The sequence below is a fragment of the Paenibacillus sp. JZ16 genome, from assembly GCF_015326965.1.
Classification (GTDB): Bacteria; Bacillota; Bacilli; order Paenibacillales; family Paenibacillaceae; genus Paenibacillus_AQ.
Genome location: NZ_CP017659.1, coordinates 5655056 through 5669003, shown reverse-complemented (window position 1 = coordinate 5669003; position 13948 = coordinate 5655056). Strand labels below are relative to the sequence as shown.

The following is a 13948-nucleotide window of genomic DNA, read 5'->3' as shown; positions in this document are numbered from 1 at the left end:
CATGGCTGTACACAAAGAGAACGTTGAAGTGTATTGGTATTTAACGGCACCGGATGGCCGAAGTCCTTGGTCAACGGAGGGGGCGCGCAAAATCGATTTGCCTTACCTAAGGCAGATTGCCTCGGCTGTAGACCAATTAGGGTTTACCGGCGCATTGCTGGCAACGGGTCCGCATGATACGTGGGTGCTTGGATCATCCCTCATCTCCAGCACGAACAACATGCGTTTTCTGATCGCTGTTCATCCACCGTTGATTTCACCCGTGCTGGCCGCGAAAATGGCGCAAACCTTCGATGATTTTTCCGGAGGACGCGTATTATTAAACATCGTGAACGGAAACACGGCGCAAATGCGCGCCTATGGTTCAACGCTTGGGCATGATGAACGTTATGCCTACACGGATGAATGGATTCAGGTGTGGAAACAAGCGGTGGCCGGGGAAAACCTGGATTACCATGGCAAATATATTACCGCCGAAGGCAAAGCCTTACAGCTCTCCCCCACGCAGAAACCAACGCCGCCCCTGTGGTTCGGCGGATCGTCGCAAGCGGCTCATCTCACGGCAGCCAAGCATATCGATACGTATCTGAGCTGGGGAGAAACGCCACCGCAAGTCGCAGAGAAAATTCAAGATCTTCAAGCTTTAGCTGCAGAGCAAGGGCGTACGATGCGGTATGGCATCCGACTGTATCTGATCGTTCGCGATACGGACGAAGAAGCTTGGCAAGAAGCGGATCGGCTGCTCAAGACGATGGATCCGCAGACCGTGGAGCATATGCAAACCATTCTTCGAAACAGCGATTCGGTGGGGCAGCAGCGCATGCTTCGCAATCACAACGGTCAGATCCCGAAAGACGCGCGGGAGCTCGAGATTTATCCGGATTTGTGGGCCGGGATGAGTCTGGTACGACCAGGTCCGGGCACAACGATCGTAGGCAGTCCGGCAACCGTTCTGGCACGCATAAGAGAGTATCAGGATGCGGGCATTTCAACGTTTATTTTCTCCGGTGTTCCATTGCTTGAAGAAGCTTACCGTGTAGGAGAATACATACTGCCCCATCTATGCGTGAACCGTCAGGCCGCAACCATACAGAAGCAAGAAGAACAGGAGAAGGTTTTCACTTGGGCTCATCAAATCCACTAAATGATCCGGCAAAAAGGGAAGTGTCCTATGCGAAAAATAAGCTTACATTTACTTTTAGCAATTCTGTTAGTGACGTTAGCGGCTTGTGGTAAGGCCGGTCAAGCGAAACAAGCCAATGCTGAGGATGAGGCCGTGCCCATTCGTCTTGGCATACTGCGCAGTGCCCAGCCATTAAGTTTATCCGATGAAGGCGGTCCCCTCTATAAAAGGCTGGAAGCAGCCGGAGCGAAAGTTGAAAAAACCGGCGGTTTCGCCGCCATGTCGCCGGCGATCGAGGCGTTAAACGCCGGTTCGATCGATATCACCATCGGCTCGATTACGGCAGCCATTAGCGCCCTTGTCGGAGGCTCCTCGGAATTCACCATTTTTACGAAGCAGCAAGGCGATCTGCATAATCAAGGCATTGTGGCCAAGCCGGAAGCGGGCATTAAGGGTCCTTCCGACCTTCGGGGTAAAAAGATAGCTGTAAACCGCGGAGGCACGGGCGAATACCTACTATATAAAGCGCTGGAGAAAGGCGGACTCGATGCAAGCGAAGTCGAGATCGTCTATCTTCCGCCAACGGAAGCGGGACCTGCCTTTGAAAGCAGGCAAGTCGACGCTTGGGCGACATGGGGTTCGTTTACGGCCGTGGCGCTCGTCGACTTCGGTGCAGAGCTGGTCATTTCCGCAGGCGACATCGAATCCGAGAACGATACGGTGTATATTGTGCGAAACGGCTTCCTGAAGGAGCATCCTGAGCTCGTCCATGAAGTGTTCGAAGGCTTGAATGAAGAGTCCGCGCTTCTATCCGACGACGTCGATCACACCGTCCAATTAATTCAGGACATCCAAGGCGTCTCCGAACCCGTCGCGCGTCAGCAGCTGGAAGGCTCTTTATACCCGTTTGACCCGATTGATGACACCGTCCGCCAACGTTGGCAAGAGGTGGCCGATTATATGTTTGAAAAAGGGATTATTCCGAATGAAGTGGATGTCCTATCCAATACGGTGGATGTGAGGACGTTGAAGTGAGGCCGCTTGAGGCAAGCTGAGAGGAGCGGTGAGCGTCAGACATTGTTCGGTAAAAATTCCAGTATCCAACCATTTGAGGACACTAGGTCTGTTTAGGACTTGGTGTCCTTTTTTTGTTTTTACGATTGGCCTAGCAATGAACCAAAACAAAAAGAAATAAGGCGCTTATCCAACTCTAATAAATCATTTGTTCTATCCATGACGATACCACTCTAAAATGAGTTGGGGAAAGCAGTTTCGGTTCACCGATTCTAGCAGCTTCACTTGCAGCGATTTTGTTGAATAAATTGCTGCCAAGTGCAAAGTATTTGTAGAGCGATGTAATTGAAGCCTTATGTAAGTTTAACAGGGCTGCCTTCAAATAGACTACGTTCATCGTAGACTTTGGGGGCAGTCTTTTATATATGTGTATTTTGGATTAGCTGATATTAGGCGGTAGTCATAAACAGTATTCGATTTTTCAAGTACGTATTTCCTCAGTTAAGTAATCCATATCCCCCCCTGCAGTAGCTCAGTTTACTTTCCAAAATTAAGAGACCTTCATTTATCGAGAAGAGAAATATATTGTAATTTAATAGAAGATTTTTGTATTTGCAAATAAGATATGTGTTTTATTTCATTGATCATATTGTATTTAATGATAAAATATAGCAACTTTTGTTCTTCTTTTGGGAAATGGTTGTAAATATGGGATTTCATCTCTCTTTATTAAGTAGGAATGTTCTCTTCAAAAAAGGAAGGGGGTCTTATTTTGAAAAAGAAAGAGGAAATAAATCGTCGGTTTATCACGTATATGGCCAATCTTATTTACTACAACTCTATTAATTACGACAAAAAGAGACGAATGAAGGAAAACCGATTTCCTCTGATGCTAGACAACAACGAAAATCAAGATTCAGCATTATTTACAGTTTACGATTCAGAATCTGTACCACCAAATTTAAAAGATCACATTACAGATCATCTACTTCATCAAGCATATGAATCCCTCCCAGCACAACAACAAATGATTCTATCTTACGCTTACGTACAAAAACTAACTGACAAGGAAATAGCCCGGAGATTGGGAGTATCCCAACAGAATATCTCGAAACACCGATTAAAAGCGCTAGCTAAATTGCGCCGGTTAATTACGCAAGGGTGAGGAACGATGTCGGAGGTTGATTTCGTTACTGATTTGATATTGAAGAATGAAATTAAAAAAACGTAAAGAAGTGATTTTATGATGGCCGAATTGTTAGTACAGGCTCAGCAACTTCATGACCAAGATGCAACACTACATATTCTGGAATCTTTCACACCAAAGATAAAAGCCTCCTTGTTACAAGTTCCTCCCGATCATCGAGAAGATTTAAAACAAGAACTCTATGTAAAAATGATCGAGGTTATACAAACTTTTGATATTAGTGAATTGATATAAAATTCGAGAGTGGTTGTAAAATCAGATGCTCATTTCACTTTATATAGTGAGACGCCGGTGATCTACAAAAACTTTATGGAGGTAACAATTTATGGCGATTGGTGACAAACTAACTTCGAGAGACCAGCTTTACGGACGTGACAGTGTCGATTTGTTGGCAAGAACACTGTATGGTGAAACGGAAAATGACTCAGATTCACGTGTAGGTGTTGCTTACGTCATTATGAACCGTAAAAATTATACGGGGAAACCTTTTGGTAACCTAAATACGATCGAAGCAGTTGTGCTCCAACAAGGTGCTTTTAGTTGTTTTTGGGATCATAACTTAGCTAAATGTCTTGCGCCAGACACAAGCAGTGCCATATGGAGAAACTGTGTTAACGTTGCTCAAAACCTAAGCAGCTTTAGGAACCCTATTAACGATAAACGTTATTACACAGTAGCCAAGCTCTTTAATTCACTCTCTTATACTTCTGGAGGGAAACTCTGGTATAAAATGCCTGGTGCCAGAGTAGATGTGGTAGAGGTTACTTCGAAAATACAAGTTGGTGACCACATGTTCTTCAACATCGTCGAGCCTTAAGTAAAAAAAGGAGCTGGTGGTTGCCAGCTTCTTTTTTTACTTTTCAGAATCAAATTCTATTTTCTCAGCTTTAAATTCGTTGCTTGTACTATCGTAGCTATAAGTGATTATAACGGAACCGACAAATTCTATTTGTTTAACATTCCCAGCAACAGTGGCAACAATTTTTTGATTCTCTATTGAATAAATATTTATAGCCCCAAAAATAAGCTTATCGGAATAGTTATCATCTTGTGTAGGATAAGTTGTTTTATATTCTTTACCTTGAATGTTAACTGTTATGTCCAGCGCATCCGCTTTTTGAATTACTTTAGAATCCACTTCTTCTTTAGCAACATCCAACGCATTAGGTACTTTAATTTCGGACAAGTCTTCCGCATGAAGTACATGAATGTCATAAGTATTAAACTCTGTCCCTCGACCGGTCTGGATCAGGATTACAGCTTCTTCCTTACCGTCACCCGTTAGATCAGTATAGAGTAGCTGTGGTTTAGTTCCTGTATCTACGATGTTCCAATCGAATTCTTTCTGTTTCCCGTTAATATCAACCCTAACCCCTTGAACTTCACCGTCTGTTTCGTTGACAGCATAAAGTTTTACGTTCTTATTTTCCGAAGCTGTAATCAGTTTTTCTTTTTCATTAGTGTTTTGTACCGGCTGCGTTGTTACCTGTTTACTGGGAGACTCACCCGTCAACCCTTGATTAGCACTACCACTATCATCTGAACCACACCCCGAAAGCAAAACAGCACTCACCAACATAAATACACCAATTTCTTTTTTCAATCTCCTTGTGCCCCTTTCATCGTACCTAGCAGAAATTATATCAAAGCAAATAAGAAGAGGAATTACATAATAATAACAATATTTAATAATAAAGTTAAATTTATGTTAACAAACCTCTATCATCACTTCAAGTAATACGGCCATTTGAACAGATCATTCCAAGGCAAGGGCGAATTCATATTCTATTTTGAGAAATGGTTGTGAAAATGGGGCTTCATCTCTCTTTATTAGGCAGGCGTGATCTCTTCAGATCATATTACCGATCATTTACTTTATTAAGCTTATGAATCCTTCCCAACCAACAACAACTGATTCTATCTTACGCTTAAATGCAAAAACTAAATAAATTTCGGAGTATCCCAACAGAATCTCTCGAAACACCACTTAAAAGTACTAGCTAATTTAAGTCGGTTAATAACGAAAGGGTGAGGAATGATGTCGGAGGTTGATTTTGCTACTTTTATAGCTAATTTAGGGTTTCCCATTGCAATTACTTCGTATCTACTTATTCGTTTTGAAAAAAAAATATCTGATTTAAGCGAGGCTATTAATGGATTGAAGAATGAAATACAAAAAAACGTGAAGAAGTGATTTTAGTAAAACTCAGCAACATGACGATCAGAATGCATCATTACAAATTCTAGAATCTTTCACTTCAAAGATAAAAGCCTCCCTGTCACAGGTCCCATCCAATCATCGAGAAAATCTAAAACAAGAACTCTATGTAAAAATGATCGAGGTTATGCAAACTCTTGATATTAGTGAATTGAAATAAAATTCGAGAACGGTTGTAAAATCAGATGTTCATTTCTCTTTATATAGTAGAACGCCAACTATAAAAGCGTTCAATAAAAAACTCAAGGAGGTCATTTAAAATGGCTTGTGCAGCAAACATTAGTAATACTGTCAATGGATCGATCACTTACAATGAAACACGTTACGATATTCTTGCATTAGCTAAATGGGTATCTTATCAAAGTTGGAGGAAAAGCGGTGGACTTAACGGAATGCCCGTTGCAATGATCATAACACAATGGGGATTCGAGCATGGATGGGGAACAGCTGGACTCGCAGATATTCAAGCGACACTTAATTTCGCCTTCCAACGTTCAGCTTGCGGATACAGTGGAACTTATGATAATTCCAGACCATCTGGACGTAATTTGATTTTTTCTACTCTTCGAGATGGAATTTCTGCTTACGCCAAACTGATGATAGAAGGTTATATCCACGTTCGCTATGCTTACTCTAGAGCTGGAGGTAACGCACCTGGCATTCGTGCTGCTGTAAAAGCTCTACAAGATGGTTATGATCCGAATTACACTGGACCAGCCTCTGGTTTCTGTCATACTCAAGTATTTGCTCTTAACAGCTATGCAACAAGACGAATTTGGGCAGAACATCCTTACCCTGGCATGGACACAACGATTACTAACAGCAATAATACATGTCTGAATAGTCTAATGTACATCCAAAAAACAGATCCTAATGTATACGGACTTCCGAATTTGTATTAATTATCTTATTGAAAATGCACTATCAAGGTTGATAGTGCATTTCCAATCAATCTATTCTGATACGAACTGCTTCTTGGAAATATCCAATGAGTAGACTATTTTTTCAATAGCTTGTTCATCGTTCTCTCCTTCAGTATTTCTAGTAGACACAACCAACTTGCCATCTTCATTATGTGGGAAGGTATCAATTGCATAATTAACAGTTTCTCGGTCGTTATTTCCTGTTTTGAATGTTAATGGAAAAACGTGTCCATTCTCTTTATCTATACCAAATGCATATGAGTTATATCCTCTAGAAGCGGTATATTCCGGAGTAAGAAGATAAATATCAACTTTATCAAAACTGATCTTCTCAAAAGAAACGGTTTTATCGGTTTTCTGTACAAATATGAAATCATTTAATTCCTTAATCACTTTTTCGGAACCATCATGTTTAAATATTACATTATAATTTCCTCTAAAAGTGAAGTCGCCTTCTGCTCCAAAAACGCTAGGCACCTCAATGTGTCCAATTTCCTCCTTGCCGTTGGATACAACCTGGAGTTCTCCATGCTCAGTACTCACTCGAGCTCGGACAGCTTGGTTCTCCGCAATGGAATCCAGTTTAATACTGTATCCATTATCGGGAAATTGAGAGGTTAATTCTTTATTATTAGTCCCCTGGCTCTGAGTATTCGGAGTCGGAGTGTCTCGAGATACTGAGGGCTGCTCATTTCCACAAGCAGTCAGCAAGGTACCACACAAAATAACGGCATTTAACATCAAGATAGGCTTCTTAATAATTTTATTTCCCTTCTTTCGATTCATTGTTGAATTTAATATAGATCAGTATACATGATTCACAAACCAAAAAGTTGATAATATGTCATTTTATATTTAAAAAATAGTAACGAATGGAATTAATCAATCTATATGGTATATGGGGGCGATAAAAGTGGTTTGTCGAGATCATTTGATCAAAAGCATCCAAGCTGTACATGTAGCAGTCAGAGCATATTCTAAATGTATATCTAGCGATGAAACAAATGATACTGATAAGCAAGAGCAAGAAGTGTTCCAACGGTTTGGTTTAGAATTGTCTACACAACTAGCCACTCTCCGCAGGATGTACATTGATAAATTCAACATCGATCCTATAACCGGAAGACCACAGGAAATATTGATACCTTGTAATTGTAGTAAAGTCGAATAGAATCTCAAAAATTTTCGTTCTACCTATCGCTGCTTGTCACGCTGGTCGGATTGGTCGTAACAATTGTCTTAGCATTCCGTCCTCACCTTCACCCGTCCCTAAGTATCGTCCTAGCTTGCATTATGCCATAAATTCCATTAACTTATTTTTGATAGCTTCATTTATTAAACATGATCATACATGCAGTTGAAGGAGGATTGGGAAAGGCATGATTCACAAAAAGAACAGATATGTCATAGCCATCTTCATGGCCTTCGCTGCCCTTTTGACCGGCTGCAGCACGTCCGTCAAACAAACCGTCCCGCAGAACACGGACCCTGAATCGATATTAAGCGTAATCTATGATGTGGAAGGGATCAAATCCGCTGGATCCGTGAACACGGAACCCTTGACCGAAATCTCTGAGATCGAAGAAAATATCAGCATCCGCTACCAATACGCTTTCTTGGTGAAAGATGCCGTCAACCAGAATAATCAAGCCGTTCCGGATCGACTGTATGTCGTTTCTGCGGTTGAGAATACGAGGAAGGATCGGGAAATCAGCGTCCAGTACATCGACGGCTCCATCAATGGGGTAATAGCCGAGCGCAATCCGCCGCACCTTCCCATTACCGTAAACATATGCCCGGATGATTCCAAATCTCCTTGCGGGGCTGATGGTTCGAAGACTTATCAAGCGGATGCGTTTGTTTTTTCGTTGGACCAATTCCCCGCATTTCGTTCGCATGACAATGTTGTTGATATTAGTGTTAAGTATGCATTAGGTAAGAATAAAAAAGAGCTTCGCGAGCAATTTCTAAGTGATTCGGGGTTGCAGGATACTGACAAGGCGATCGTTTCCCTGAAGCTGCCGGACACATTCGTGAAATAACAAGAAACGTTATCGTTAGCAGTTGGCGGAACATCAATTCATGCAGCAAAGAGAGCTAACAATCAAAGCTGCGAAATACCGCGGCTTTTCGATATGTATGAGGCATATTCTGTCCGGTGGAGTAGAACGACCTATTTTATTGATTCTGTCATTCCTTACACCTCTGAGTTTCATCAGAAGTGTTGGTCACTCTTAACTGTTAAAATAGTCACTTACGATTTTATCTAGTTTTTCATTCCCCTTTTAACCTGATAAATGACATATTTATGATTCCATTGCTGCACGGTAACAAATGATTCTTCATTTCCCTTTTCAAAAAAATAATTAGAGCCTTCTTGCTCGACATAGCTCCATCCTTTACTGTTCAGTCGCTCTTTTAGAAGCCCAACGGAACGATCCTCTCTTGCCAGATAATGCCCCACTTTATCCATTGGAACTATTAATTTCTCCGTAGTACTCAACGTGTACATGAGCTTTAAGTTATGGAATCCGATATTATTGATATAGGCACCTACAACATAACGACAAGAAAAACGATGCCAATAAAACCGGATGCTATGATCTTCCAGGGTCTCTTCAAAGTCATTCGCCACCTTATTGGATATGGGTTATTTCACACTATTTTTTTACTGCACCACTCAGAGTTATAGGGCATTTGGCTTAATTTTAATATATCAGCAGCAGAATAATACCAATCGGCATCATCAAACCATAAGTAATCCTCACTATTTTCCTTAAAGTACTCTATTACAAATCTAAAAATAAATTCATACTCATGATTAATATTGTCAATATCTGCTGCCCAGAAATAATTTTTGTCTTCAGTCAGCTATAACTTTATCATAAGCATTTTTAGACGGGGTAACATCGAATACCTCTGTATCTGGATTCCATGTAGAACGATTTCTCACAGGCACTACTGTGGCAATATCCTCAATACCTGACAGTTGCGATTGATTTAAGAAATTTGAAGAAACGACCATAACCGAAACAGGTCAATTACGGTTGTATAGACTATGATCAACCTGTTTGAGGTAAAGGAATAGCGATATTCAGATTATAAAACTAAAAGCATTTGATGTGCGTACAAATAAAATGGCGAAACCTTTGAACGGGTGTAACATGGGTTACACTGTTGGTTGAATGATGACATCGTTCGTCATCTACCGCCAACAATGAAAAAAACCTTGAAAGGCACGTAGCCTATCAAGATTTCATAATAAGAGGTGCAGTGCCTAAGCGGGGTTCTAACTCTTGTGCTTTTCGACAAATTGATTTATGCCAGCAAATACTATATCTTTAATTACCTCTGTATAGTTATTGTATCCGCCCTCTTTTTCAATGATTATGTCTAACATATTTTTTAATTTGCCATCTATCATAATCGTTATTCCTTCGACTTGTTCACCAGTTTTTTCATTCTCGAACTTTTCAGACAGTATGGTTATTTTATTATCACTCATTTCTTCCCTCCATTATTCTCAAAAATTCAAAGTTCTCTTTTATCGACATTTACATATAATGAGATAAGGACTATAAATGTATTTGATTCAGTGAGAAGATTTTAATTTAAGTAACTCTGCTAGCATTTTCCTATCCAGAAACCATAAATCTTTCGTAGAAACATACCACGGAACTCGACAGGCCAGGGGAAACTATGGATTCATTTATTTACCCAATAAAAACCAATGCATCTCCTCGTTGAAAAGCCGTAGGAAGCTTAGTTTCAAGAAGTTCAATTCTAGATAGCATCTGTTTTTGCACATCATCCTGTAAGTTTTTTCGTGCCCAGTCTTTAAGTAAACTAAGTTCATGTATCAAACAAACAGCATCTTCTTTTGTGACATCTATTCCATACCTAATACCCACAATCCACTCCATATTTATTGACTCAATTGCAGGTATCCAGTATGTTTCAAAGAAATTTTGTGTAGCTATTGGAATACTGAAATGTTGTTCAAATTCGTTTTGTGGTGCTAGAATTATTGCTGAAACGGCCAGAATTAACTCCCTCCTTTTCCAAATTCAGCAGTAAAAGTATAGTCTAGGAATTACAAAAAAACAGGTCAATCATGGTAGCATCTGACTATAATAACCTGTTTGATGTAACGGAATAGTGATATTTAGGTTGTAAAATCTGATTGAACATTACTACCCATCTCACTCGGCACTGGTAGCCAGTCCTCTTAGCCACTTACTTCACATTTTTCTCTTTAATATGAGCTTCTTCTATACCTTTAATATTTTTTTCTAACCTTCCTGATGTTCCGTTTTCGCTAAATCAATCGCCACGGCTAGTTTAATTTGAAATACTTTACTCAACTGTTTTTGGAAATCCTTCAGGTTGTAAGTGTCAATTAAAGGAACTTCCGATTGATTGACTCTACTAATTTCAACTTTAGCGATTTTATCAGTGTCAACCAAAATAGTGTATATATCCTCGCCTTGTTCAGGTGTCCAATTCAAAATATACGCACTTTTTAATTCTCCAAAAGTATCTTTTAACACATTCATTATTAATTCGACTTTTCCGTCTTTAGCCAAAACCAAATTCGAACCCTCTAGTTCCTTTCTGAATTCTTGTTCTTGTTTACTTCCTTTGAGTTTCATTTTATCACTCCCGGTGTAGCAGTAACTAGATTTCCATGCTTATCGGTTAATACAGTCATAATATTTGTTGGAGAACCACTAAACTTGTCAATTCCTATGTTAAAGTCTAAAGTAACTTCCCTCACATATCTAGCTTGAAGAGGGTAATATAGGGCAAAAGAAAAACCTTGACTGAGTGACGAGCACTCGATCAAGGTTATACTAATTACTCTACGGTTACATTATCACTTCTAAATGTCATTATTTTTATATCTTCTTCACCTTCAAAGACGATTTTTATGTCTTTCGACGTTGAAGAAGAATCCACATCCGTACAACTGATCTCCAAGATTGAATCGGAATCTACCGTATCATTTGTTGAATCTAAATGATACCTTTGTACATTTTCAAAAGTAACCTTAATTAATTTCATTTCATCTTCCTCGGGGCTGTAATTTTTTTGTCTCCAATTACAGAGATCGATATCGAGAACCAGTTTCTCGCCGTTAATACTAATATTTTCTAATAGGCTGTCATGTAGATCGTATTCTTCAATAAAAGTAGCTATTTTCATACTTACTCACCGTCCTTTATTACAATATGAGAAGCTTTCGAACCTTTCCCCACAGGATTTCCGTCAATATCAAAATAATAATCGACTTTTTTATCGGTATAATTCGGATTGTGGATATGGTAATGGTCTACCGCTTCAAATCCTGTTGCACCTTTCTTTCCTGGATCATAACTAATTTTTACACCTGTTTCAGGATTATAATATTCCCGAGACATGGTATTCTCGGCTTTCCTTGGATCAGTTACATCCTGCCAGCCTTCGTTGAGCAATTGATCTGGTGTCTTTGTTCGTATGTCGTTGATCATGCTGCCCATGGCTTTACCCGTACCCTCATCCCCCGACTTATTACCATCGCCGCCACGATCGCCGCTATCATCACCGGCACCACTACCGCTACCACTACCACTACCACTACCACTACCACTACCATTACCGCCACCAAGATCATCATGCTTTTTATTCAGCGGACCTCTACCCCTAATTCCAGCACGGTTGAGGATAGCCTCTCCAAGGATCAAAGCCGCCCCCTGTCCCAAATATTTGGACCAGCCGCCTGCTGAATCGACTTCTGCCTTCACGTCTTCGGCAATTTTTTCGCGATACTCATCGCTAAAAAGCATTCTGCCGGCCCATATCCCCGTGTTCCAAATATCCTCGACCGTCCCGATGGTTGCATTATAGAGCATCTCTTTCCCGGTTCCAAGCGGATCTTCGTACAAGGATATCGCCGTATCCATTAACGAGTTCCCTAACTGGGCGGCTCCGATCTTTACGCCCTCCCATAGTTCCCCTGCTTCTTGCTTCACGGTGTCCCATGCCTTCCCGGCTTCCTGCTGCACCGAATTCCAGGCTTCCTCCGCTTTTCTCCCGGCATCCTCTACGGCACTATGGCCTGCGGGTCCCCTCATCATAGGGAATGCTCCCAGCACATGCCCAGCAACTTGGATCGGTTGTCCCCGCTCATCTGCTGACTTAAATCGTTGGGCAATCCCTCTCAGCTCCAAGCTTGTCCGATGGATATGCTCCGTGGTCTGCGTCATCTCCCGATGCGCCTGCTGAAAATCCGCGTAAAAACGGGATCTCGTCGTACCTTCCCACCCAGACTCCAGCATATGGATGTTCTGGTTCAGCATGTGTATCATTGCTTCCAGCTGTTCATGCGCCCTGGAGCATTGCTCTGCAACGCGCAGCAACATCTCCGGTGTGACCAAAATTCTACTCATAACAACCTCTCCATCTTGCTTCCGGGATTGAACCCGATCTCCGATCATAGTTAACTTAAATATTTTACTCCACTTGAATTATATGGAAAAGGTTCTCGAGACCTTGCTATTTTACTTTAAAACTAGGATCTTTTCCTCAGTTAGATGCGGGACTTTATTACGAGCAGGATTCGAATAACATGACCATTATTATAGAAGTTGTAGGATGAAGGGAGTCACGGAACATAACATACCGAAAAAAAAGGGGTGGGAATAGATGGATTAATTTATCTTTAATTATTCTCAGCCTGCTTGCTTGCAATGAATATCTGTTTAGAAAAAAAATTTGTACTTGTCCTTAGGTCCTATATTTTAAAACGGAGTGGTATGATTGGTAAGGCAATTCTAGCAGGCTGGATATTTGGAGAAGGAGCTCATCCGTTCTCTTGATCAGATTCACTGCAAAGGCTTAGTTTCTTGCAGAAGTGCAGTTTTCCATAATTTCATTTAATGCATGATGAAGAGAGAACACGGGAGCGCTTAATCTATCGTTATACTTCTGCAATTCGATTAGAGCATATTGTTTTAACTCTTGAATAACCGGATCATCTAGTTGATCGGCTATATCTGGGTGGAAAGTGATTAAATGCCTGGAATCATCTACTTCTAGGATAGTGGACAAGGCTTTTAAAGGTGTCTTAAGTAAGGATATCGTCTGAGAAAGCTCTTCCCATGTCGCTCCATGTACAAAATCGCCAATGCCCGGATAACCTCCAGCATATCTGCAAGTTCTTCCAACGACTCCTTTGAATTTGGAGCGGTAAAATACTCCTCCGACTCTTCTTTGAGCTTTATGATCAATTCTTTCTTATACTCTTCCTTATCTAAGACCCGTGTGCGAAATTCTTTGCCTGTAGATTCAATGACTTGGGGAATCAGATCCCGAACTAGCTTATTGTAAACCGGCATAGATTCTCATCCTTTACATCGCTAATTATGTATTCATATTTGTATCATATCAAAGAATCGCTCGAACAAAGACTACTATTTTCCTGA

16 protein-coding genes and 1 pseudogene are annotated in these 13948 nt (G+C 40.8%); 8 read left to right on the top strand and 9 right to left on the bottom strand.

Annotated elements, in window-relative coordinates; all coding sequences use genetic code 11:
- Position 1 precedes the first annotated feature (1 nt).
- The 5 genes from BJP58_RS25400 (at position 2) to BJP58_RS25380 (ending at position 4161) form a co-directional block, all read left to right on the top strand.
- Positions 2-1144 carry an LLM class flavin-dependent oxidoreductase gene (locus BJP58_RS25400; protein WP_194541087.1) on the top strand — a complete coding sequence of 381 codons (1143 nt, stop codon included), beginning with the start codon at positions 2-4 and terminating at the stop codon, positions 1142-1144.
- Between the two features lie 27 nt (positions 1145-1171).
- Positions 1172-2158, top strand: a complete 987-nt coding sequence (locus BJP58_RS25395) for an ABC transporter substrate-binding protein (RefSeq protein WP_194541086.1) — start codon at positions 1172-1174, stop codon at positions 2156-2158.
- A gap of 751 nt (positions 2159-2909) precedes the next feature.
- Entirely contained in the window at positions 2910-3302 is a 393-nt protein-coding gene (locus tag BJP58_RS25390) for a sigma-70 family RNA polymerase sigma factor (RefSeq protein ID WP_194541085.1), read from the top strand.
- 78 nt (positions 3303-3380) lie between these two features.
- Complete coding sequence (locus BJP58_RS25385; protein ID WP_194541084.1) at positions 3381-3578, top strand: helix-turn-helix domain-containing protein; 198 nt, start codon at positions 3381-3383, stop codon at positions 3576-3578.
- A 91-nt stretch (positions 3579-3669) separates the two neighbouring features.
- Positions 3670-4161: a cell wall hydrolase gene (locus BJP58_RS25380; RefSeq protein ID WP_194541083.1), complete on the top strand. Its 492-nt coding sequence runs from the start codon at positions 3670-3672 to the stop codon at positions 4159-4161.
- 36 nt (positions 4162-4197) lie between these two features.
- On the opposite strand, the gene BJP58_RS25375 is transcribed toward BJP58_RS25380, so the two are convergent.
- The gene (locus tag BJP58_RS25375) at positions 4198-4947 is read right to left on the bottom strand and encodes a hypothetical protein (protein ID WP_194541082.1); all 750 of its coding nucleotides are present in this window, start codon (positions 4945-4947) and stop codon (positions 4198-4200) included.
- A gap of 432 nt (positions 4948-5379) precedes the next feature.
- Here BJP58_RS25375 and BJP58_RS25370 point away from each other — a divergent pair, with 432 nt between their 5' ends.
- Together BJP58_RS25370 and BJP58_RS25365 are read left to right on the top strand one after the other, a co-directional pair.
- A complete protein-coding gene (locus tag BJP58_RS25370; RefSeq protein ID WP_336245426.1) occupies positions 5380-5538 on the top strand; it encodes a YvrJ family protein in 159 nt (52 codons plus the stop codon).
- Between the two features lie 284 nt (positions 5539-5822).
- Positions 5823-6464 (top strand): hypothetical protein, encoded by a 642-nt coding sequence (locus tag BJP58_RS25365; RefSeq protein WP_194541081.1) that lies wholly within the window; start codon positions 5823-5825, stop codon positions 6462-6464.
- 51 nt (positions 6465-6515) lie between these two features.
- Here the strand turns inward: BJP58_RS25365 and BJP58_RS25360 are convergent, their stop codons facing one another.
- Complete coding sequence (locus tag BJP58_RS25360) at positions 6516-7226, bottom strand: hypothetical protein (protein WP_194541080.1); 711 nt, start codon at positions 7224-7226, stop codon at positions 6516-6518.
- Positions 7227-7864: 638 nt separating this feature from the next.
- Here BJP58_RS25360 and BJP58_RS25355 point away from each other — a divergent pair.
- Positions 7865-8527 (top strand): hypothetical protein, encoded by a 663-nt coding sequence (locus tag BJP58_RS25355; RefSeq protein ID WP_194541079.1) that lies wholly within the window; start codon positions 7865-7867, stop codon positions 8525-8527.
- Positions 8528-8751: 224 nt separating this feature from the next.
- Here BJP58_RS25355 and BJP58_RS25350 read toward each other — a convergent pair whose 3' ends face one another.
- The 7 genes and pseudogenes from BJP58_RS25350 to BJP58_RS25320 all read right to left on the bottom strand — a co-directional run.
- Positions 8752-9120 carry a hypothetical protein gene (locus tag BJP58_RS25350; RefSeq protein ID WP_194541078.1) on the bottom strand — a complete coding sequence of 123 codons (369 nt, stop codon included), beginning with the start codon at positions 9118-9120 and terminating at the stop codon, positions 8752-8754.
- A gap of 654 nt (positions 9121-9774) precedes the next feature.
- The gene (locus BJP58_RS25345; protein ID WP_194541077.1) at positions 9775-9990 is read right to left on the bottom strand and encodes a hypothetical protein; all 216 of its coding nucleotides are present in this window, start codon (positions 9988-9990) and stop codon (positions 9775-9777) included.
- A 208-nt stretch (positions 9991-10198) separates the two neighbouring features.
- Positions 10199-10408, bottom strand: a complete 210-nt coding sequence (locus BJP58_RS33755) for a hypothetical protein (protein ID WP_233354758.1) — start codon at positions 10406-10408, stop codon at positions 10199-10201.
- Between the two features lie 369 nt (positions 10409-10777).
- A complete protein-coding gene (locus BJP58_RS25335) occupies positions 10778-11137 on the bottom strand; it encodes a hypothetical protein (RefSeq protein WP_194541076.1) in 360 nt (119 codons plus the stop codon).
- Positions 11138-11342: 205 nt separating this feature from the next.
- Positions 11343-11690, bottom strand: a complete 348-nt coding sequence (locus BJP58_RS25330; protein WP_194541075.1) for a hypothetical protein — start codon at positions 11688-11690, stop codon at positions 11343-11345.
- A 2-nt stretch (positions 11691-11692) separates the two neighbouring features.
- Complete coding sequence (locus BJP58_RS25325; protein WP_194541074.1) at positions 11693-12913, bottom strand: WXG100 family type VII secretion target; 1221 nt, start codon at positions 12911-12913, stop codon at positions 11693-11695.
- A 694-nt stretch (positions 12914-13607) separates the two neighbouring features.
- Positions 13608-13861: pseudogene (locus BJP58_RS25320) on the bottom strand (nucleoside triphosphate pyrophosphohydrolase); the annotation flags it as partial.
- Between the last annotated feature and the right edge of the window lie 87 nt (positions 13862-13948).

Bases quoted from the DNA above. Each gene is read 5' to 3' on its own strand.
- BJP58_RS25355 (WP_194541079.1), top strand. From the start codon at position 7,865: ATGATTCACAAAAAGAACAGATATGTCATAGCCATCTTCATGGCCTTC.
- BJP58_RS25330 (WP_194541075.1), bottom strand. From the start codon at position 11,690: ATGAAAATAGCTACTTTTATTGAAGAATACGATCTACATGACAGCCTA.
- BJP58_RS25365 (WP_194541081.1), top strand. From the start codon at position 5,823: ATGGCTTGTGCAGCAAACATTAGTAATACTGTCAATGGATCGATCACT.
- BJP58_RS25370 (WP_336245426.1), top strand. From the start codon at position 5,380: ATGATGTCGGAGGTTGATTTTGCTACTTTTATAGCTAATTTAGGGTTT.
- BJP58_RS33755 (WP_233354758.1), bottom strand. From the start codon at position 10,408: ATGGAGTGGATTGTGGGTATTAGGTATGGAATAGATGTCACAAAAGAA.
- BJP58_RS25395 (WP_194541086.1), top strand. From the start codon at position 1,172: ATGCGAAAAATAAGCTTACATTTACTTTTAGCAATTCTGTTAGTGACG.
- BJP58_RS25345 (WP_194541077.1), bottom strand. From the start codon at position 9,990: ATGAGTGATAATAAAATAACCATACTGTCTGAAAAGTTCGAGAATGAA.
- BJP58_RS25325 (WP_194541074.1), bottom strand. From the start codon at position 12,913: ATGAGTAGAATTTTGGTCACACCGGAGATGTTGCTGCGCGTTGCAGAG.
- BJP58_RS25335 (WP_194541076.1), bottom strand. From the start codon at position 11,137: ATGAAACTCAAAGGAAGTAAACAAGAACAAGAATTCAGAAAGGAACTA.
- BJP58_RS25400 (WP_194541087.1), top strand. From the start codon at position 2: ATGGCTGTACACAAAGAGAACGTTGAAGTGTATTGGTATTTAACGGCA.
- BJP58_RS25360 (WP_194541080.1), bottom strand. From the start codon at position 7,226: ATGTTAAATGCCGTTATTTTGTGTGGTACCTTGCTGACTGCTTGTGGA.
- BJP58_RS25380 (WP_194541083.1), top strand. From the start codon at position 3,670: ATGGCGATTGGTGACAAACTAACTTCGAGAGACCAGCTTTACGGACGT.
- BJP58_RS25385 (WP_194541084.1), top strand. From the start codon at position 3,381: ATGATGGCCGAATTGTTAGTACAGGCTCAGCAACTTCATGACCAAGAT.